At 32.6% G+C, this 22651-nt stretch carries 14 protein-coding genes; 4 read left to right on the plus strand and 10 right to left on the minus strand.

The window, feature by feature from the left end; all coding sequences use genetic code 11:
• Positions 1-932, minus strand: a 932-nt coding sequence (locus tag GMC_RS22720; RefSeq protein ID WP_010520879.1) for a phage tail-like protein, incomplete at its 3' end; no start/stop codon positions are given.
• A 323-nt stretch (positions 933-1255) separates the two neighbouring features.
• On the opposite strand from GMC_RS22720, the gene GMC_RS0103755 reads away from it, so the two are divergent.
• Positions 1256-2146, plus strand: a complete 891-nt coding sequence (locus GMC_RS0103755; protein WP_262481997.1) for a lysylphosphatidylglycerol synthase transmembrane domain-containing protein — start codon at positions 1256-1258, stop codon at positions 2144-2146.
• A gap of 8 nt (positions 2147-2154) precedes the next feature.
• Here the strand turns inward: GMC_RS0103755 and GMC_RS0103760 are convergent, their stop codons facing one another.
• From GMC_RS0103760 to pta, 4 genes are all read right to left on the minus strand, one after another.
• Positions 2155-3255, minus strand: coding sequence for a glycosyltransferase family 2 protein (locus GMC_RS0103760; RefSeq protein ID WP_010520881.1), 1101 nt, complete (start codon positions 3253-3255; stop codon positions 2155-2157).
• 17 nt (positions 3256-3272) lie between these two features.
• Entirely contained in the window at positions 3273-5222 is a 1950-nt protein-coding gene (locus GMC_RS0103765) for a tetratricopeptide repeat protein (protein WP_010520882.1), read from the minus strand.
• 706 nt (positions 5223-5928) lie between these two features.
• Entirely contained in the window at positions 5929-7116 is a 1188-nt protein-coding gene (locus GMC_RS0103775) for an acetate/propionate family kinase (protein WP_010520883.1), read from the minus strand.
• 58 nt (positions 7117-7174) lie between these two features.
• Positions 7175-9268, minus strand: a complete 2094-nt coding sequence (gene pta, locus GMC_RS0103780; RefSeq protein ID WP_010520884.1) for a phosphate acetyltransferase — start codon at positions 9266-9268, stop codon at positions 7175-7177.
• A gap of 184 nt (positions 9269-9452) precedes the next feature.
• Here pta and pheT point away from each other — a divergent pair, with 184 nt between their 5' ends.
• The 3 genes from pheT (at position 9453) to GMC_RS0103795 (ending at position 14618) form a co-directional block, all read left to right on the plus strand.
• Positions 9453-11879, plus strand: coding sequence for a phenylalanine--tRNA ligase subunit beta (gene pheT, locus GMC_RS0103785; protein ID WP_010520885.1), 2427 nt, complete (start codon positions 9453-9455; stop codon positions 11877-11879).
• Between the two features lie 215 nt (positions 11880-12094).
• Entirely contained in the window at positions 12095-12814 is a 720-nt protein-coding gene (locus tag GMC_RS0103790) for a hypothetical protein (RefSeq protein WP_010520886.1), read from the plus strand.
• Positions 12815-13847: 1033 nt separating this feature from the next.
• Entirely contained in the window at positions 13848-14618 is a 771-nt protein-coding gene (locus GMC_RS0103795) for a DUF547 domain-containing protein (RefSeq protein ID WP_010520887.1), read from the plus strand.
• A gap of 109 nt (positions 14619-14727) precedes the next feature.
• Here the strand turns inward: GMC_RS0103795 and GMC_RS0103805 are convergent, their stop codons facing one another.
• From GMC_RS0103805 to GMC_RS0103825, 5 genes are all read right to left on the minus strand, one after another.
• Entirely contained in the window at positions 14728-16083 is a 1356-nt protein-coding gene (locus tag GMC_RS0103805; RefSeq protein WP_010520888.1) for a dihydrolipoyl dehydrogenase family protein, read from the minus strand.
• 288 nt (positions 16084-16371) lie between these two features.
• A complete protein-coding gene (locus GMC_RS0103810) occupies positions 16372-17565 on the minus strand; it encodes a glycoside hydrolase family 117 protein (protein ID WP_010520889.1) in 1194 nt (397 codons plus the stop codon).
• Positions 17566-17872: 307 nt separating this feature from the next.
• Positions 17873-20425: a DUF4982 domain-containing protein gene (locus GMC_RS0103815; protein ID WP_010520890.1), complete on the minus strand. Its 2553-nt coding sequence runs from the start codon at positions 20423-20425 to the stop codon at positions 17873-17875.
• A gap of 196 nt (positions 20426-20621) precedes the next feature.
• Entirely contained in the window at positions 20622-21290 is a 669-nt protein-coding gene (rpe, locus tag GMC_RS0103820) for a ribulose-phosphate 3-epimerase (protein ID WP_010520891.1), read from the minus strand.
• 112 nt (positions 21291-21402) lie between these two features.
• Complete coding sequence (locus GMC_RS0103825; RefSeq protein ID WP_010177533.1) at positions 21403-22266, minus strand: sigma-70 family RNA polymerase sigma factor; 864 nt, start codon at positions 22264-22266, stop codon at positions 21403-21405.
• Between the last annotated feature and the right edge of the window lie 385 nt (positions 22267-22651).

Here is a 22651-nt window from a genome sequence, read left to right on the forward strand (position 1 = left end):
CCAGTAAATCCGGTGCGTCCTGTGAATCCAGTGCGTCCAGTGCGTCCAGTGAAACCTGTTCTACCCGTAAATCCAGTTCTACCTGTAAATCCTGTTCTTCCTGTGAATCCAGTACGACCTGTGAAACCGGTACGTCCTGTAAATCCGGTGCGCCCTGTGAAACCAGTTCTTCCAGTAAATCCGGTGCGCCCTGTGAATCCAGTACGTCCTGTAAATCCTGTTCTACCCGTAAATCCAGTGCGTCCAGTGAAACCAGTGCGACCTGTGAATCCTGTTCTACCTGTGAAACCTGTTGCACCTGACCTTCCTTGGGGTCCAATTAAACCTGCAGGACCTCTTCTTCCATCAGGGCCTGTAGTTCCAGTTCTTCCGGTTAATCCTTGAGGTCCAATTAAACCTGCGGGTCCCCTTCTTCCTGTAGGTCCTGTGGGACCTGTTCTTCCTGTTATTCCAGATAAGTTTACTATTGTTTCATTTCCTGCTTCGTCAAAATAACTAATAGTGCCATTACCATTGTCAACAATGCTTGTTAAGGTTTCAAATTCTTTAACTGTAGTTTCTAAACTAATATTATTAGGTATGCCAGTTTCGTTCGTGTATATAAGTTCTGTGCCATCAGCACTTAATTGTAGTGAAGTTATGGTTTCTGATCCTGATGAATTGTTGTTGCAAAGACTGGACCAAGAATTATTATTGTATTGAAATAAACAGTTTTCGTCAGTATTATATATTAGAGCACCATTTAATGGTATAATAGCCATCATTTGCTCATTAGTTATTCTAGTAACAACTAAAACTTTTGAATTACTTTCTAATTCAAGTAATGAGCTTGGATCAATGGTATCAGGATTATCCCCAACTTTGACTTGAGCACTAAGTTCTACTGCGAAAGTAAATAGCAGTAAGGTGATTAATAATAATTTTATTTTCATAGGCTTAAAACCTTATAATCAAGTTTTTTGTAATTTATTAATTCAAGAGTGAAAATTCGATAAATACTTCCCTGAAAATAAATTAAAACGACAAAATACGTAAAATGACGTTAAAAAGAAAATAAATAATACAAATTTTATCTTATTCTAGTCGTCTCCTTTCGATTATTGTATTTATTTTTAAACAAGTAATCGCCATTCAGTTTCATTGTCTAGTGTTTGTTTATTGAATAAAATAATAATATTACATTTCCTTATAATTAGTTTTAAAATTTTAGTTGTTGAAAAATTATAGTTTCGTTTTTAAAACCATTGGTTTTGCATTGCTTGTTATTCTATTATATAATATTGACTGGCAACTTGTATTGATTAATTTTAAAAAGTTGTCAGCAAGTACAGTTTTGATTTCATTAATAATTTTATGGATTGGTTATTTTTTAAAAAGTTTGCGATGGAAACTTATATCGCATTCTTACAAAATTTATATTTCTACATTTTTTTCATTCAAAGTGTTTTGCATTGGAATGTTTATGGGAAATATCACTCCTGGAAAATTGGGAGACTTTGGTCGGCTTTTATATTTAAAGCCGTATTTGACTAATAAAAAAGTGGGTTGGATCAGTTTAATTGTTGATCGTTTATTTGATTTGTTTTTTTTGTTCGTTTTTGTTTTCATTGCAATAGTATTTTACTATTACCATTTCAATGTATTTCATTTTTCTATTTCAGCTCAAAGTATAGTTTTAATAAGCTTATTTTTAATAGTTTTTTTTCTTTTAGTCTATACTTTGAGAAATAGGCTGAAAAATTTTATTCTTCCATGGCTTTCTATTGTAAGAGAAAACAAATTAAAGGGATTAGTTTTATGTTATGCGAGTTTGTCAACTGTAATTAGCATGTTATTTATATACGGTGTTATTAATTATATTGCTTATTCCATGCATATAGAAATAGACCATATTGGATTATTCTTAGGGAGTTTTGTTATTGGAGTGCTTTCTTTACTTCCTATTAGTATTTTAGGTATAGGAGTAAGAGAAACCTCATTAGTTATGGTTTTTTATTTATATAATTTGCCAGAAGAAAAGGCGGTAGCACTTTCAATTGTTGTTTTTTTTATTCAAATACTTTCGCTTTTCCCTGGACTAATTTGGTTTTATCAAGCTCCAATAAAATTGACTGAGCTAAAAAAAGTAACTATAGAAGATTGGTGATTTTCATTTTATTTGGATAACTTTTCATTGTCCTGAATATCCATCCACATTGCAAATAAAAGTGATTGAAATCCCGATATAAATAAAAAGATAAAAATAATTAAGTAGTCTGTTGGCGTTTTGCTATTTGGATTAATAAAATTAATTATGAGTTGATATGCAAAATAACTATTTATGATTCCTATGATTATTGCTATCCAGTATAGTAGGAATAAAGGGTGAAAGCTTCTGTATAAATATTTTATTTTTAGTCTTTTAAAAAAACAACGCATCAATAATAGTAATATTGGAATAGAAACTTTTAGTATATTCAATTTTGATTTTTCGCCCACACCGTAGATTGGCTTAATTTTAACTTCACGAATAGTACAAAAAGCAATATTTAATTTAACTAATAAATCGTTTGGCATGCCGTACCTTTTATAAATATCATATAATGGTACAGAATTGAGGGCGTTGTTTGAAATAGCAGTGTAACCGCTTTGGGTATCAGAAACACCCCAATAGCCTGAAGCAATTTTAGTTAAAATACTTAATACTGAATTCCCTAAAAATCGGACTCTTGGAATGATTACCCAGGCGCTTTTATGTATTAGTCGATTTCCTTTAACGTAATCAATACCTTCGTTTGTAACAGGAGAACATATAGAAACCAATTCATCAGGATCCATTTGACCATCGCCAGCCATTACAGCTGTACAATCAATATTATGGTCTTTGCACCATTTGTATCCAGTAGCTATGGCAGCTCCAACTCCTCCATTTTCTAGGTGTTTGATAACAATTACCTTTTCATTATCAGGATTTTTATTTAGTAGCTCAGATGGTGTAAACAGTGATATTTCTTCTATGCTTTTTTTTCGCACTTCAATATCAGCCCTGTTATATAAATTAGGGACGAGTGTTTGCTTTAATTTTGAAGTAAGTTTTATTGAGGATTGATTATTTCCGATTAGTTGCATAACAGTTTGCGCAGTATTATCACTTGAAGCATCATCGACAACTATGATCCTATCGACAAAACTAGGCATACTATCCAAGACTATTTTAATTTGCTGACTTTCATTGTAGCAGGGTACTACAACTGCAACTGTTTTGTTGTTAAGCATGAGCTATTTAAAGTTAATTAATTGACAACGTTATCCATTGCCCATTTCAAATTGTTTTTTGCTAATTGAAAATTAGCATCTATTTCGATAGCCTTTTTACAAGCTTTTACACCTTGCTTCCATTTTTTCAATTGATTATACGCCGAGCACATATTATTGTATGCAATTTTGTTGTTAGCGTCAATTTCTAAAATACGTTGGCATGTTTCAATAACTTTTTGGTAGTTTTTTGAGCTGTAATATTCAGAACTTAAATCGATAAGTAAATTTACTGTGGGGTATGTGTTTGCTTCTTCTTCAAGTTTACTAAGTCTATTAATTTCTTGATTTTTAACTACGTTTAATTCATTAATTAAATTTTGTAATCTGGTATTTTCGGCATTTTTCTGTAATCCTAAAGAGGCAATTTTTAAGGCTTCAGTGTATTTTTTTTGTTCTTTCAAATATCTGGAATAGTAGTATTCTGCATCACCATAAGTGTTATTTTCGGCAATAGCCCTCTTAAAATAATTTACAGCTTTCTGTTTGTTGTTTTTTGCTCCATAAGCAATTCCTAAATTTATATGTAAAGTAGAGTAATTAGGGGTTAATTTTAAAGCTCTATTGAAATAATTTAATGCATTATCTAAATTTCCTTTTTCCATTTGAGTCAATCCGTAGTTCATTAGCCCGCGACCGTTTCTAGGGCTTTTAACGGTTACATCAAGCCATAGCGATTCTTTAGTATCCCAAATTTTATTCCTGTTGTAAGTGCCAAAAGCATGACAGGCTAAAAAAAACAGCAATGTAAAAATCGTAGTTTTATTAATTAGATTGTATTTATCTATTAAAATAGAAATTCCCCAACTACAGGCTATAAACAGCCCTATAAAAGGAAAAAACATACGATGGTCATTTGCAATTTGATATAAGGGATTTAGAGTTGTTGGGAGCAATGCTATAAAAAACCAAGCGATACCAAATGAAATTGGGCGTAACTTTTTTTGAAACGCAGTTTTGAACATCAGATAGACCATACCTAAAATTAAAAGTAAACCTGTTAGTATTTTTAAATTGTACCATGGAGTTATTATTTCAATATCAGGATCTGCGCTTAAATTTATTGGAAATATAAAATTGCTCAAATAATGCTTGTATACAAAAAATTGCGTGGTTATATATTCAAATCGAGTGACCGTATAATTTGTAGAATCTGTTGATGAGGGCGTTAAATAGAATTGATTGAAAATGAAAAGCGATACCCCTATAATAGTTACTGGAGCTATTTTTTTTAAGGTATTTATAACTGAGGATATTGCGTTTTTTTTGAAATCGTTAAAAATTTGATCTTCTTCAAAAAGAATAATATATACAAATAAAATAGGTACAAACATAAGGCCTGTTTGCTTTGTCCAAATACCAATGATCATTGCTAGTATATGCAAAAACCATTTTTTTGTTGTAGAATTTATGTAAAGTAGAAGTGCGGCTACAATGCATAAAGTTGAAAAAGAATCAGATCGCGCACAAATGTAATTTATAGTTTCGGCATTAGCTGTGTGTAGCGCAAACCATGTAGTTGCCAGTAAAGCTGTTATGCTTAGGTGCTTGTATTTTTTAAAGGAAGCATGATATAGTTTTTTACATAATTGAAATACTAATATAATTAGAATGATATACCAAAAAAAAATGTGGTAGTGAAAATAGCGTGCATCAAGCTTTCCTGCCACAGCATAATCTATAGCGTTTTTTAAGGTTACCATAGGCCTATAAGCCCTGTTTGCTGGTAAAGAACTGAACGTTTTAGCATCGGTAAAAAATTGAGGCCAATTTTTTAAACTTTTTATTGATTCATTTTGAGTGATGGTGTGGACATCATCAAAAAAAAACGGATTATCAAAATGATTTAAATAAGTTAAAAGGGTTATTGAAATTATTGATAATAAGTATATTAATTCAGTTTTAGAAAAAGTAATTTTTTTTATCATACTTTAAATGAGACCTATTTTCTAGTAAATGTAAATGAAAAAAATGGAATTTTTCAAATTTTATACTTCAGAACTAGAGCAAACACATTTTTCTTATGGGATGCTGGTTTGTTGATCGATTTATCTTTTTTCAATATGCTTAATGCAGATTTAAAAATGAGATAGGAATTTTCAGCGGAGTTTTCAGTTTTTTTTAGCATAATCTTCATCAAAAGAAAAAGCTATTACCCAATGCAATTGATATTATATGAACCACTATCGTTGAATATACTGATCAATTTTTGATGCTCTTTACTTTTAAACTAGTGATATAATATCTTACTTGTGTGTAGGTTTTTGTGTAGATTTATTGAATATATCGCTTTCAATTTTCACAAATCTTAGTTTCAACTTTAATATTTTATGATACGATTTACTGACAATGATGTTATAAACATCCAGTTTCTATTTTCAGCTATTTTTTCGGAAAAAATGAACTCATAATTAAGAGTATCTTTTTTATCGCCATGATTAACTTATTGCTATTGTGTTATGCTATTTAAAATTGAGGCAATTTTAATACACATAGCAATATAAAGTTGTGTCAGTAAATCGTATCATTTAAAATTTGCACAAATAATTGATAATCTGCACGTCATAAATTTTTGGAAACCTTTTTTTACGCTCAAAAAAATGCTAAACAAAAAAACTTTCCTTGACAGTTCTTTTAACTTATTAAATCATAAGCTTGCTGCGCTATTTCAGCCTCTTCATTAGTAGGTATTACTAGTATTTTTACTTTGGAGTCGTGTGCTTGTATTTCTCTAATTTCATCAGTACGGATTTTGTTTTTAATTTCATCTATTTTAATACCTAAAAAGTCCATTTTCTGACAAGCAGCACTTCTTGTTTCAGGTGAATTTTCGCCAATACCCGCAGTAAAAATTAGGGCATTCAATCCATTTAGGGCACTCGCGTATGCACCAATATGTTTTTTGATCCGGTAAGTACTCATGTCTAAAGCTTCCTGACATGCTTGGTCTCCTTGATCAGCAGCTGCTTGAATGTCTCTATTGTCACTAAACCCAGTCAGTCCAAGCATACCACTTTTTTTGTTTAATAGGTTGTTAGCTTCTTCGGCAGAATAGCCTAAATTGTTAATTAAATAAAGTACAGCTGAAGGATCAATATCACCGCAACGTGTACCCATAACTAATCCATTCATTGGAGCAAAGCCTAAAGAGTGATCAATACTTTTTCCATTTTTAACTGCGGTCATGCTGCAACCATTTCCTAAATGAATACTTATTAATTTGCTTGAATTTTCATTACCTAAATAAGTCCTTGCTTGTTCGGTAACGTATTTATGGCTGGTACCATGAAAACCATATAAACGGATTTTATGAGTATCTAAAAATTCGTTAGGAATGGCATATTTATACGCTTCAACAGGAATAGTTTGATGAAAAGCAGTATCAAAAACAACTACTTGTTTAGCTTCTTTAAAAATTTCTTCTGCTACTAAAATTCCCTCTAAGTTAGCTGGATTGTGTAAAGGTGCCAGATCAAAAAGTTCTTTAATTTCTTCCTTAACTTGAGCGTTAACTTCAACAGTTTTCGAAAACTTGCTTCCACCATGTACTACCCTGTGTCCAACGGCATTTATTTCGCTTGTGCTGGAAATTACACCTATTTCAGTATCTAATAAGTAACTTGATACTAGCTTTAGTCCAATTTTGTGGTCGGGAATATTAGTTGTTTTTTCATGCTTTTTTTTAGCTATTTTGTAAACTAGCCTAGCATTATCTAAGCCAATACGTTCCACTAAACCTGAACATAAAACTTTGCCCGATGGCATTTTAATTACTTGAAATTTTATTGATGAACTCCCTGAATTTATAACGAGTACTTGCATATTGAGATGTTAATTTTTTTTAGGTCTAATTAATAGGTTAAGTTTTTTGTTTTAAGTTTTATAAATCCTGTGCCTGAATTGCAGTTATAATTACTGTATTGTATACATCATCTACAGTACAGCCTCTACTTAAGTCATTTACGGGTTTGTTTAGACCTTGGAGCATAGGGCCAATTGCGAGTGCGCCAGTTTCACGTTGTACAGCTTTGTAAGTGTTATTACCTGTATTTAAATCAGGAAATATTAGTACGCTAGCTTGTCCTGCAACTTCTGAATTTGGCAATTTGCTTTTACCTACGTTAAAATCAACAGCAGCATCATATTGTATTGGGCCTTCAATTTTTAAATCAGGTCGTTTTTCTTTTACAATTTTGGTAGCTTCTCTAACTTTATCAACGTCCACGCCCTTTCCAGAATCTCCAGATGAGTAGGATAGCATGGCTACTTTTGGGTCAATACCAAAATTAGTAGCGGTATCAGCAGATGCAATAGCAATTTCTGCCAGTTGAGTAGCATTAGGATTTGGATTAATAGCACAATCCCCAAATACTGAAACTCGATCCTCCAAACACATGAAAAATACGGAAGATACTACAGATGCTGAAGGTTTAGTTTTTATAAATTGAAGCGCAGGTCTAATTGTATGTTGGGTGGTATTTACGGCGCCAGAAACCATTCCATCGGCATGTCCTTTATAAATCATCATAGTTCCAAAATAGGAAACATCTGCCATAAAGTCGCGCGCCATATCCATATTTACATTTTTATGTTTGCGGAGTTCGTACAAGGTATTTACATAATCATCAAAATGTGTTGAGGTTATTGGGTCAATAATTGTAATTCGATCCAGATCAAAAGGAACACCTAATTTAACCGCTTTCCTTTTTATCTTCTTTTCGTTCCCAAGTAAAATTACATCAACAACTCCTGAGGCTAATAGTCTGGAAGTAGCTCTAATAATTCGTTCATCATGTCCTTCAGGTAGTACAATACGCTTTTTTTGAGTTTGCGCACGTTTTAATAAGTTATATTGAAACATCCTAGGCGTAAGCACGGTACTTTCAAAGGTGATTAATTTGTCAGCCAAGCTATCGGCATTTACAAATTTTTCAAAAGTAGCAATGGATGTAATGATCTTTTGCGTGTTATCAGCATAAATACCTGATTTAATATTTCCTACTTTATTGGTTACCTGAAAAGTGCCTTCTTTTACAGATATAATAGGAAGGGAAATTTTTAAACCTTCGATAAGCTTTAAAATACTTTCCTCTGGAATAATACCACCAGTTAAAATAATTCCTGAAATTTTAGGGTAATTACTAGAAACACTTGCTTGTAGTGCACCTAAAATAATGTCAGCTCGATCCCCAGGAGTAATCACCAAACTATTGTCATTAAAATGAGTTAAATAGTTATGTAATTGCATGGCACCTACACCAAAGCTTCCTGCTTGATTGTTTAAAAAGGCTTCACCAAACAAAACCTTACCACCTAAGTAATCTGTAATTTCCTTTAATGTAGGGTCAACTAATGATTTTATAGTGGGTATAATAATTTGAATGACATCGGAGGGTATTAATTGAGCCAGCTTTTCGCGTGTGTTTTCAATCAAATCTTCAGGTACCTTATTGACTACAACTGCTAAAACTTCAACGTCCTTCAATTTAAAGGTGTCAAAGGCTAGTTTTAAATTCCCTACTGTTTCAGTTATTTTTTTATTGGCGCCATTGGCTACTATCAAAGTTGGAATTCCCAGATTTTTGCAAATGAGTACATTAATGTCAAACTCGATAATACTACCTGCGTCGGAAAAGTCGGTTCCTTCAACCACTACCAAATCAAAACGATCCTGTAATTGTCGGTATTTTTCTATTATGGTATCAAAAACTTCGCCTTCATTGCCATCATTGTACTTTTCTAATACCTGCGACCGGGTAAATCCGTATGTATCTTTAATAGAAATGTCTAATTCAAAATGTGAAACTACGGTTTGAATGTGGTTGTCAATATGACCTTCAATTTGATCGTCAATTATAGGTCTAAAGTATCCTACCTTTGGTGTTCTTCCTAAAAAGGTACGCATTAAGCCTAAAGTTACAATTGATTTTCCGCTATGTTGCTCACTAGTAGCTATATAAAGTCCTTTACTCATTTTTTTTAATTATATTCAAAGATACATATTATGGTTTCAGAGCTTCTATAACTATCCAAAAATTATGTTATTTTTTAAGGTAGAAATCTATCAAAATCATTTGATTTAATACAGAATCTAAGCAATTGAATGTACCATATTCATTAAGCGTTTGTTATATTTGCCCTCTATAATTATTGGATACATGAAAATTTCATATAACTGGCTAAAACAATTTATCAAAATAGATTGGGATGCTGAAAAAACAGGAGAATTATTAACAGATTTAGGTCTTGAAGTTGAAGGGGTTGATACTTTTGAAAGTATCAAAGGAGGCTTAAAAGGTATTGTTGTTGGTCATGTTTTGGAATGTTCGCAACACGGAAACGCAGATAAACTTAAAGTAACAAAAGTTGATTTAGGACAAGGGGAACCCGTACAAATTGTTTGTGGTGCACCTAATGTAGCTCAAGGCCAAAAAGTAGCAGTGGCTACTATTGGAACCCAATTGTATACAAATGATGGAGAAACTTTTGCCATAAAAAAAGGAAAAATTAGAGGTGAAGAAAGTTTTGGGATGATTTGCGCTGAAGATGAGCTTGGTTTAGGGGGTAGTCATGATGGTATAATTGTTCTTGATGCTAATTTAAAACCTGGAACGCCATTGGCTGAGGTTTATGAAATTGAAAATGATCAGGTGTTTGAAATTGGTTTAACCCCAAATAGGGCAGATGCAATGAGCCATTGGGGTGCTGCCCGAGATTTAAAGGCTGGTTTACAGCAACAAGGAATTACTTTGGAATTAATAAGTCCGTCAGTAAGTAGTTTTAATGTTGAAAACCGCCTTCATAAAATTGATATTGAAGTTGAAAATTATGAATTAGCTCCGCGGTATTGTGGAGTTTCTATCACAGGAGTTGAAATTAAAGAGTCACCTGAGTGGTTAAAAAATCGCTTGAATGCTATAGGGTTAACTCCCAAAAATAATGTGGTTGATATTACCAATTATGTGATGCATGAGTTAGGGCAGCCACTTCATGCATTTGATGCAGCAACTATTTCAACGGGTAAAATAAAGGTAAAAACGTTAACGGAAGGAACACTATTTACAACACTTGATGAGGTTGAACGCAAGCTTAGCGCAGAAGATTTAATGATTTGCGATGGTGATACTCCATTGTGTATTGCTGGGGTACTGGGAGGTTTGAATTCTGGCGTAAGTAAAAATACTACTCAAGTCTTTTTAGAAAGCGCCTATTTTGATCCTGTGAGTATTCGTAAAACGGCTAAAAGACATGGTTTAAACACGGATGCATCATTCCGTTTTGAGCGTGGTATTGATCCCAATGCTACTGAGTATGCACTTAAACGAGCAACACTATTAATTCAGGAATTGGCAGGCGGATTAATTACTAGTGATATTGCTGATTTGTATCCTAAAAAAATAGAAGATTTTCAAGTGTTTTTATCATTTGAAAATACTAAGAAATTGATTGGAGAAGAAATTCCTGAAGAGACCATAAAAAGCATTTTATCATCCTTAGACATTAAAATTAATAATGTTACAGAATCAGGATTAGGGTTAACCATACCAGTATACCGAAATGATGTACAACGTGAGGCAGATGTTATAGAGGAAATTTTACGTGTTTACGGATATAACAATATTGGTTTTACTACAAAATTAAATGCATCTATTGCTAGTGTTAACAAAATTGAAGACTATAAAATTCAAAATACAATAGCCGAACAATTGGTGGGTCAGGGTTTTTCGGAAATTATGGCAAATTCACTAACTACGCCCAAATATATTGGCTTTGTAAATGAATTGAATGAAAATGAAAATGTAGATATTTTAAATCCATTAAGTACGGATCTTTCAGTAATGAGGCAATCGTTACTTTTTTCAGGATTAGAGGCTGTTAGTTATAACATCAATAGACAAAATGCTGATTTAAAACTATTCGAATTTGGAAAAACTTACCACAAAATTGAAGGGGCTAATGTTGAAAATAAACATTTGAGCCTTTTTGTAACTGGGAACCAAGACAGCGAAAGTTGGTTAAGTCCGCAACAAAAAAGTAGTTTCTTTTTTATAAAAGCTATTGTTGAACGCGTTTTTGAACGTTTAGGATTACGAAACTTACAAACGGTACCTGCAAATTCATCTGTTTTTTCTGAAGGAATTAGTCTAAACCAAGGAAATAAAATACTCGTTGAATTAGGTGTTGTGGATTCAAAAATTACCAAGTCATTCGGAATAACTCAATCAGTATTGTTTGCAGATTTTAATTGGGATGAAATTATAGGAAACCTTAAAAGTAAAAACACAAAAGTTACTGACATATCAAAGTTTCAGTCAGCACGCAGGGATTTTGCATTACTGCTGAACGAAAGTATAACATACAAGCAGATTCATGATTTAGCGCTAAAGCAAGAAAAGAAACTACTGAAAGAGGTGAGTCTTTTTGACGTATATCAGGGCAAAAATCTTCCTAACGGAAAAAAATCCTACGCTGTTAGTTTTAAATTGCACGATAGTAATAAAACATTAACGGATAAGCAGATTGATAAAATAATGAATAAACTACAAAAAAGTTTTGAGAATGAATTAGGTGCAGAATTACGCTAAAAGTATTAAACTTAGATTTTTATTGGTGCTTTTAAAATGCCTACTTTAAACAAATGCCTAGTGTTTTTTTGATTTGCTAGTGTGCCAATAATGTCTTAAGGAACTTAAATTAAAAAAAAGCCTGCATTGTCTACTAAATACAGGCTTTTTTACAAACAGAATTTTAACTTTTGTGTCAAATGTGTTTTATTTAACTTTAAATAAAATTAAAGGATATGAAGTTACGTGTTGATATAGCTAAGGAATTAAAAAAAAATAGAGATTTACCTACACAAAACGAATTTCTGCAGCAGCTGGAAACCATTTGGGATAAAAGCCATGTTTCCGATGTTTCTGTTTTAGATCGGTTGAAACAAAAAGTGACCGAACAAACTCCAGGGAATCATTTTAAAGTAGACAACTTAGACCACGATAACATCTATCATATTAACGATATTAAAAAAATATGTATTGATTATAGGTTACGTTTTTTAAGTACACATTATTTTAAGGGGGATTTTCCTGTTGAGGCTATCTCAAAAATTAAAGATCTAGAGCGTATACACGAAACGGCTTTTTTTAAGTTCAAAATCATAGCACCTTCCAGATTATTTAAGTTGAAAAATGCTGATGATCCGTTACTATTTATTCCTATAGAAAATGATTACTACTATTTAGTACATAAATGGGGTAACGATATGCATCCGCTCCGTAAAACTTGGGCATGGTTTTTTAAAAGTTTTGAAAACACCTTACTGTTATGCTTTTTTACAAGTCTTTTAATAACGCTGTTGATACCCGAAGATATGTTTTCGCCAGCACAAAGTCCTGGAGTCGGTTTTTTCATGGAATTGTTATTTATGTTCAAATCAGTAGTGGCTGTAGTTTTATATTACGGTTTTTCAAAAGGGAAAAATTTTAATACTGCAATCTGGAATAGTAAATATTATAATTAGTAATCTGCAATAAGCTATTTACCGTTAATTAGCTTGTTGAAACTAGTATAACTCCAATGATGAAAATCGTATTTAGGTTGGCAACAGTTATATTTTGACTTATTGAATTAAGTTTTTAACTAGATCTTACGATTATTCGAAAAATAATGATTTTCAATTTAGCTTGGATGTCGATTTAAAATTTTAAAGATCTATTGGACTAGTACTGTTTTATTATTAACAGACTAAAAGCTATAACCAGACAGTTTTATCTCGCACAAATAATACCGTTTCCAATAGCTTGTTTTCCATTTATTTTTTGCTCAGGCCACAAGATATGGTACTATTCTAGCTTGCATTACGTCAATCATTCTTATTCAAACAACAAATGCCTAATTTTTATTCGGGAAATCTTGAATTTAAAATTATAAACCAGTATAAAATATCAATTTTGCTTTGTGTTAAGTAAATTTTTACCTCATATAGTAATCTTCTAATAGCTTGACATAGTTTAAAAAGATAACTCTTCTAACTGTAAAATCACTGAAAACAGGGGTTTTTTCAAAGTCTTCATCGCATCTATTTGGTCAATGATCAAACTGTAGCAGCTATTATTTGAAGTTTAGTTTATACTATAAATAGACGATGACTTTTTGCTTTATTTGAATTTAAAAACAATTGAGTATAGTTGCAGGTTTCAGGATAATTCAAAAATAAATACAACGTATTAAAGGGTTATTTTTTACGTGAGCTTGCTTGAGTTTAAAATTGCTTTTTAAGGCAATTTAGAAAGCTTATTTTACGTGTTAAAAAAAAACTTATTTATTTAAATTATATGAGTTGCTTAATTCCGGGTTCTTAACCTTTTTTATAATTAAAACTTATTGGTTTATAGAGTTTTAATAAATATTAAGTTTAATTCAAAAAAGCATTTAATCGATTTAATACACTTTTAAGCTAACTTATTAAGCGTTTTGACGAATAATTATTTTATTAAAAAACAAAATATTGATATTGCGGATACTGCTCATATACGACAAAAACTTTATATAATATGAAAAAAACTACTTTATTATTTACTTTGTTGATTATCAATATTTTGGCTTTTTCTCAGCCTTCAATTAACAAAATAAAAGCGTCTAATTACAACTCAAACTCAAGCCGAGTTGTTGAAAAAGTTGATTATTCAATTTGGAATTCATTATTAAGTATGTATGTTAAGCCAAGTGGCCTTGTGGATTATCGAAATTTAAAAGAAAAAGAAGGGAAACTCGATGAATTTTTAAAGATTCTTTCAACTACAAAAATTACGAACGATTGGACTACTAATGAAAAAATTGCGTATTGGATTAATGTATATAATGCTTATACATTTAAATTAATCCTAAAGCATTATCCAGTTGCTAGTATAAAGGATATTGATAGTCCTTGGAAAACTGAATTTTTCAAAATTAATGGAGAAACCATGAGTTTAGGTCATGTAGAGCATAAAATTTTGAGAAAATTTGATGAACCTAGAATTCACTTTGCAATCAATTGTGCTTCATACTCGTGTCCACGAGTTATTCAAATTCCTTATAAGGGGAAAAATTTGGATCGCTTATTAAAAAGACAAACTGCGGAGTATATTAACGATGATAAAAACAACGAAATTACGGGTTACTTCTATAAATTATCAAAATTATTTTCATGGTTTTCAGGCGATTTCAAGGGGGGAAATCAAACCATAGTTGATTTTGTAAATATGTATAGCGAAACTAAAATAAAGAATCAAAAAAATAAAGGTTTTATTCAATACGATTGGAGGCTAAACGCGCTTCCTTAAAATAAAATGTTGTAATTATAAAGAAAGCGTTGAGCCCATGATTTCAGCGCTTTTTCGTTCAAACGAAAATTTTTATTTTTATTTGATAAATTTAAAATTTGAACTGGTATTACTTTTTTAACATGCCTCGGATATCGTTTGTATATGATGGATAGGAGAAAATCATTTTTTTAAGCTCCCTTCTTGTAATTTTTTTGGCAATTGCTAACGCCAGGAGGTTGATGTTTTCGTTTGCATTTGGCCCAATCAAATGAGCGCCTACAATTAAGTCCGTAGCGGAGTCCACAATAATTTTATATGCATAAATTGATAAATTCTCTTTTTTAGGGTTAAAAGTATCTGATAAATCACCTTTTAAAATTTCGGGATTGGTATATTTTTCTTTAGCTTTTTGTTCGGATAAGCCAACCGTAGATAAATTAGGATAGGTAAAAACCGTAGAAGGAATCAAAGGATACTCAAATTTTTTACTTTTAAGTGTAATTATATTGTTTCCAGCAATGTACCCTTGCAGTCCAGATAAAGGTGTCAACGGTAGGGATTTATCCGAAACATCCCCACAAGCAAAAATATGTGGACATGAAATACTTTGCATATAATCGTTGACCTGAATGCCCTTTTTATCAAATTTTACAGAAGTATTTTGTAATTCAAGCTGATCAATGGCAGGTTTTCGGCCAATGCTGTTGATAGCAATTTCCACTTTGACAGTATCTTTGTTGTTTCCTGTTGTATATGCTACAACTAGAGCAGTATCTTTTTTAGTTATTTTTTCAACATCTGCTTCAAATATAAATTGAGCTCCTTTTTTTTCTAAATGCTGTACCAGTTTATCAACCAAAAAAGAGTCAAAAGGGGTAAGTACTTCAGTTCCTTTTTGTAAAATGGTAACCTTACATCCTAAATTAAGTAGCATGTTGGCAAATTCCATTCCTATATAACCTCCACCAATAAAGGCGACTGATTTTGGTATTTTTTTAAGGTTTAAGATATCTTCACTTGTCTTTAAAAATTGTGCACCTTCAATTGGTAATTGTATTGGTACTTTTCCCGTTGCTATTACTATGTATTTTGCCGTAATTTCTTTTCCTGAGATTGATAAAGTAGTATTATTCATAAATTTAGCATCGCCTTGATACTTGTCAATTTTTAACTTTTCAAGTTTAGCTTCTGTCTTTTCAGGAATGTGGCCTATTAATTTTTCTTTAAATTCTTGAACTTGATTCCAGTCAATTTTTGGGAGGCTAGTCACTCCATTTTCTTTAAGTTGCTCGCTATAAGTTAATAAGTCGGAAAATTGTAATAATATTTTCTTAGGATCACAACCTCTATTGGCACAAGTCCCACCAAATTCGCGTATTTCGGAAATAGCAACTTTCATATTGTTTTCCACACAAATTTTAGCTACTGTTTGTCCAGCCACGCCGCTTCCAATCACAAACACATCGTAAGTTTTTTTTTTCATTGTTTTTTCTCTTCAAATTACACATTGGAAATAGTAATTGCTCATGTTTAATCTTTTTGGGGTAGTTTTTTTGGTGTTAGAGCACTTTAGAGTTGTAATAATTAAGATTGTATTGAATGTGGCGAATGGTTATTTTGACTTGCAATATGTGTATTAGTTAAATTTTTTTATATTACAAATTAATCGGTATAGCTCAATAATATAATCGATATCACTTATTGATTTAAAGTAAAAAAAAATACCCTCAGCATTTGAGGGTATTTTGATAAATGTGCTTGTATTTTCAATTTAAAACTTGTCAGTAATAACGCTGTTATTGTCCGATGTAGTTCCATCCTTAGTAGCTTCACCAGGTGCTGTATGATTTTCAATTGTCCATGTTTTAAAACCACGAATGTATTGGTAGTCGTAATTCATGTATTTATGAGTTACTCCCCATCGTAAAATTTCTACAGGACCTTTTTCATTGTCAAGAGTGCGGTTTAATCCAATAGCGTGTGGAGCTCCTTTGACTACGGATTTAATTTCAAAATTAATACCATCAGGCGACCATTGCACCGTGTTTTTTTCGGGACCATCCGTAGTAATTAAAGCAGCAACACCATTATTATATGGCCAAACACAAATTTCATGACCACTGTTTGAAATTGGGTTGTATTCCGACTTAATGTAAGGTCCTTTTGGGTGGTCAGCTATAGCAACACCATGTCTGATTTGGCGTCCTCCAAAAGTAATTTCCTCGCCCATTTGTTCTCCTTTGTAGTATAAGTGGAACTTTCCATTAAATGGAATAATACAAGGATCGTGTACTTTGTGGCTATCAAAATCACCTTTTTTCTTTACTCTAAATCTATTTTGTTCTTCACCTTCCCAAATTCCATTATCTGCAGGACTCAAAATAGGTGCTTCGCTTTTTGTCCAGGGTCCGTTAGGAGAATTAGACCACGCTAAGCCAATTTGGTTTTTAACACGCACTGTATAAGGAGATTTTACAGTTTGGTAGCTCAGGTAATACACACCTTCATGCACCATAATTTCAACTGTAAATACGGATCTATCATCATAAGCACCTTTTGGCCCTCTTTCAACGGCAGGTCCTTGTTCTTTCCAGGTAACACCATCTTCTGAAGTTGCATACCAAATATCGCAACGATCCCAAGGGAAAACTTTATCATTTTCAATATCACCTCCAAAACCTTGGCTTGGTCCTGTGCTTCGGGTATACCATACGTAATATAGGCCGTCTACTTTAATTAAAGCACTAGGATCTCTTCTAACCACACCTTCTTCATAGGCTAAATCACCTTTTAAATCGTATACTTCATACTCAAAAAACCAGTCTTTTCCTAAATCTCTTGGCCATTTTAAAGCGCGCTTAGTTGCAGCACTTAATTTATCAGGATTGGAAATTCCAAATTTGTCAATTATTTCATCGGTTAATTGATATTCTTCTCTTAGGTTAGTTTTTTTATCTGCGCTCATGTTCTTTGCTTGTTAAATAGCTTTACTATATTTTGTTATACTAAGTTGTGCCTGTTTATAATTAAGTGTTACTCTTTGTTTGAATTAAATTTGTAAATGTATTGTTATATTTTTTTGGCAAAACCAGTCTTTACTTTTACTCATATAACATATTTTACTAAAGAGTGAAAACAAAAGCAATATTAGCAAAAAAAATAATTTTTGTCTGTAATTTCACCTCATAATCGAGAGTCAATATCCGCGAATATGTAATAATTTTTAAAGACATTAATTTTAGATTACGACACATATTTACAACAAAATTCGTTTAATTTACTTTTATAATAATATCGTTTGAAGTTAACGTACCTGAGGTGGCGTTAATAGTAGCTTCAGTTATTTTTTCTGTTGATTGTACAATTAATAAAGCCCTTCCTTTACTAGTTTCAATAGTGTTGGAGTTATAATCCTGATGGTTTTGTTTATCCCCATTGTCAACGCCAAGTAAGCGAAGTGAATCTGGAACATTAAAAACGATCTTTTTATTTTCAGTCAATACAGGGGTTCCGTTTTTATCAATTAATTGTGCCGTAACGTGTGCTACATCATATCGGTTATTTTTAATTTTAGTGTGATCAACCGTTAGTTTAACTTTAGCAGCAGCCCCAGCAGTAACTATTTTTTTGGTAATATTTTTACCATTTTTTAAGCCCACTAATTTTAATTTGCCAGCACTATAAGGTACGGCCCATTTGTAAATATGATCGGGATTATCCTTTAAAAACTTTTTGCCAAAAGATTTTCCATTTAAAAATAATTCCATTTCAGGACAATTTGAATAAGATTCTACAGCAATAATTTTTCCTTTTTCATAATTCCAGTGTCGGTTTATATCGTGCCATTGCCATAAAGCATGTTTCCAAGCATCAGGATCTTTAGGAATAATTTTTCCATTTGCATCAAGTTGGTACAAAGACTTTTCTATAACTTGGGTAGTTACAAACATATTAGGATTAGGATTCCATAAGGATTTCATCATCCCAAAAGATCCGCCTTCAAAACCGGCAATATCAAGTAGGCCAGAGGGTTGCACAGTGGTAGGCCAAGGCTCTCTAATTTCACCTTGGTAATCAATACCAGTCCATAAAAAGGTGCCTGAAATATGTGGGCGCTCTAAAATTGCTTCCCATTCATGCCATTGCGCTAAATTTTCAGTACCCATAATTGGTTTTTCAGGGTAATTTTTGTGTCCGTAATCATATAACACCCTGCGGTAACTGTATCCAACTACATCTAGTGCATCAGCATAACCAGATAAATGACTTGCCGATGGTAAAATGCAATTGGCAGTAATAGGTCGAGTAATATCCAATTGTTTTGTCCATTTAGATAATTTTTTTGCAGTGGTAGCAATGTCGTATTTTCCTTTAGGAAGCGTTTTCAGCTGCTTTTTAATTTCTTCGGTGGAGTAAGGGGGTTCCGACCAAAAATAATTACCATCCCAATTCATATTATTAAAAAAACCAGTGGCAGCTGCATTTCTGGGATAAGTCCATTCGATTTCGTTTCCAATACTCCATTGAAATATTGAAGGGTGGTTGCGATGACTTAATACAGTGTTTTTTAAATCTTTTTCGGCCCATTCCTGAAAAAACCTCGTGTAACCTTCAGTTTCAGTCAGGGCTTTTTGTTCCTTTTGATTAAAGCGTTTGTCTTTTGGGTAGTCCCATTCATCAAAAAATTCATCCTGCACCAAAAATCCCATTTCATCACATAAATCTAAAAACTCATTGGAAGCAGGATTGTGCGAAATTCGAATGGCATTTACACCACCTTCTTTCAATTTCAGTAACCTTCGTTTCCATACGCCTTTGGGTACAGCAGCTCCAACCAAACCTCCATCGTGATGTAAACATACTCCTTTAATTTTTTTATTTTCTCCGTTAAGGAAAAAACCAGTATCCGCATCAAAATGGATATTTCTGATCCCAAATTTAGTTTCCTTACGGTCAATTACTTTGTTTTGTAGCGTAATTGTATTTACAGCTTTGTATAAATTAGGTTTGTATATACCCCAAAGTTTTGGATTGTTCAATTTTAGGTTTTCAGTAACATCAATACTGGTTCCACTTTCCAATTTATGTTCGCTTTCGCTAGAAGTTATAATGATGCCTTTTTGATCAATAATATCAGTTTTTAAAATAAAGTTTTGCGTATCATTAGTGTCATTTGTAAGTTTCACTTTTACAAATACATTGGTGTTGCTAGCATTTGCATTTGGTGTAGTTACAAAAGTTCCCCAAACAGGAATATGCAACTTGTTGGTGGTTATTAAGGAAACGTTTCGGTAAATACCCGCACCTGAATACCAGCGGCTATCCGCATACGTTCGGTGATCTACCTTTACGGCTATGGTGTTTTGAGAACCGTCAGTTTTTAGTTTGTTAGTGATGTCAAAATAAAAAGGCGAATAGCCGTAAGGATGTTTTCCTAAAGACTGTCCATTTAAAAATACTTCACTATTGTTGTAAACACCATCAAATAAAATGTATACCTTTTTATCCTTTGCTGGAGAAGTAAAAGATTTTCGGTACCAGCCAATTCCTGCTCCTTTTCGGTAACCTGAACCCATGTATAATTGATTGGATGCATTTGTGGTATCTATAGATTCTTCAATTACCCAATCATGTGGTAACTGCACGTTTTTCCAGCTGGAGTCATCAAAATTTTCGCTGCTAGCATCGGTAGCGCCTTTGTCTAAATGAAATTTCCAGTCAAAGTTAAAATCAGTGTTTCTAGGAGGTAGTGTGTCATTGGATTGTTGGTTGTTGCATGAAAGTAAAAAAAATGCCAATGATGAAATGAGAAAAAATAGTTTCATTTTTATCAGAATATTCGTGTTAGGGTTAGCATGATTATATCGTTTGAGTAATTTTTTAATAATTGACAAAAACGGTACTACCAAAAGTAATTATTTTGTTGCTTAAAAACCATTCGAATATTTAGTAATCTACATACGTGGTATACAAAAAGACGAATACTCTATAATTTTCATTATAATTTTAAATGGTACAGCATCAAAATTTAGGTCGTAATCTTTTTTTTAAATTTTCAATAGTTGCTCTAGGATCTTGGGCTCCAAAAATATAACTACCAGCAACCAGTACGTTTGCACCAGCATTGATAAGAAGTGTGGCATTTTTATCTGAAACACCTCCGTCAATTTCAATAAGTAGCTCTGTATTTTGATCAGTAGCCATTTGGCGCAATGTTTTAATTTTTGAGTAGGTGTTTTCAATAAATGATTGTCCGCCAAAACCTGGATTTACGCTCATTAAACATACTAAATCAGTTTCGGTGAGTACATTTTGTAATAGTTCAACGTTGGTGTGCGGATTTAACGCAATACCAGCTTTTATACCATGTGATTTTATGAGTTGTAAGGTGCGGTGTAAATGCGTGCAAGCTTCATAATGCACCGTAATTACTTGAGCACCTAAGGCTACAAAATTTTTAATATACCTATCCGGATCGGTAATCATTAGATGTACATCCAACGGTTTCGTGGCATGTTTTTGAATAGCTGCTACTACGGGCATTCCAAATGAAATATTGGGAACAAAAACACCATCCATAATATCAATATGGAACCAGTCTGCCTGACTTTGATTGATTATTTCAATATCGCGTTGTAAGTTGGCAAAATCAGCAGCTAGTACTGAGGGGGCAATTTTAGGTGTTCCCATGATTATAAGTTGAAAATTGTATGGATTAAAAATATTAAATTTTTCGCGTTAAGCGAAAAAAAAGACCGCCTACAATTAGTAAGCGGTCTTTTGTATATATGTTATGCAAAAATTATCCTAAATACGTTTTTAAAATTTTACTTCTTGAAGTATGTTTTAAACGGCGGATGGCTTTTTCTTTAATTTGACGTACACGCTCACGTGTTAAATCGAAGGTTTCTCCAATTTCTTCTAAAGTCATCGGGTGCTGATTTCCTAAACCAAAGTACAAACGGATCACATCTGCCTCGCGCGGAGTTAATGTTTCCAAAGCACGTTCAATTTCAGTACGTAAGGATTCGTGCATTAGCTCACGATCTGGATTTGGTGATTCGCCTGAGCGTAAGACATCGTACAAGTTGGAATCTTCACCCTCAACTAAAGGAGCATCCATGGATACGTGTCTTCCTGAATTTTTCATTGATTCTTTAACATCACTAATTGTCATGTCAAGTTCGTTAGCAATTTCCTCAGCACTTGGAGGGCGCTCATGAGATTGCTCTAAAAATGCATACGTTTTATTGATTTTATTAATAGAACCAATTTTGTTTAATGGCAAACGTACAATACGTGATTGTTCGGCCAGTGCTTGTAAAATAGATTGACGAATCCACCATACGGCGTAGGAAATAAATTTAAAACCACGAGTTTCATCAAAACGTTTAGCAGCTTTAATAAGTCCAAGATTACCTTCATTAATTAAATCGGGTAATGTTAACCCTTGGTTTTGGTATTGCTTAGCAACTGATACCACAAAACGTAAATTTGCTTTTGTCAATTTGTCCAATGCGCGTTCATCACCAGCTTTAATACGCTGCGCTAATTCTACTTCTTCATCAGCAGTAATCAAGTCTACTTTTCCAATTTCTTGTAAGTATTTGTCTAACGATGCTGTTTCTCTATTGGTAACCTGCTTGGTAATCTTCAGTTGTCTCATCTACGCACTTGGGTTTTATGGTTATATATTTAGTATTACGTAAAATGACAGATTAATGTTACAAAAAAATTATATTTTTTTTAAATTATTGGAAATCTAGGTCTTTAGTAGCTATTAAAAGTTGATTTAGGGAAATGAAAAGCGGTCTTTACCATTAATTAATTGGAATTTTTAAAAAACATTGAAAATGAGTAAAAAAATGATAGTAGTATTAGGTTGGTTGAGCATGTTTTGTACTATTTGTTATGCACAACCAGATAGTTTATTAAAAAATATCAGGGGGGATAAAAAATTCAGGGATTGATTTTTATAATATTGAAGGGGTTGATATTTCGGCTCAAACTTTTGATTATGCTTTTAATGAAAAAAAACTAAAAAAGGTATA

Source organism: Aquimarina agarivorans (assembly GCF_000218485.1).
Lineage (GTDB): Bacteria > Bacteroidota > Bacteroidia > Flavobacteriales > Flavobacteriaceae > Aquimarina > Aquimarina agarivorans.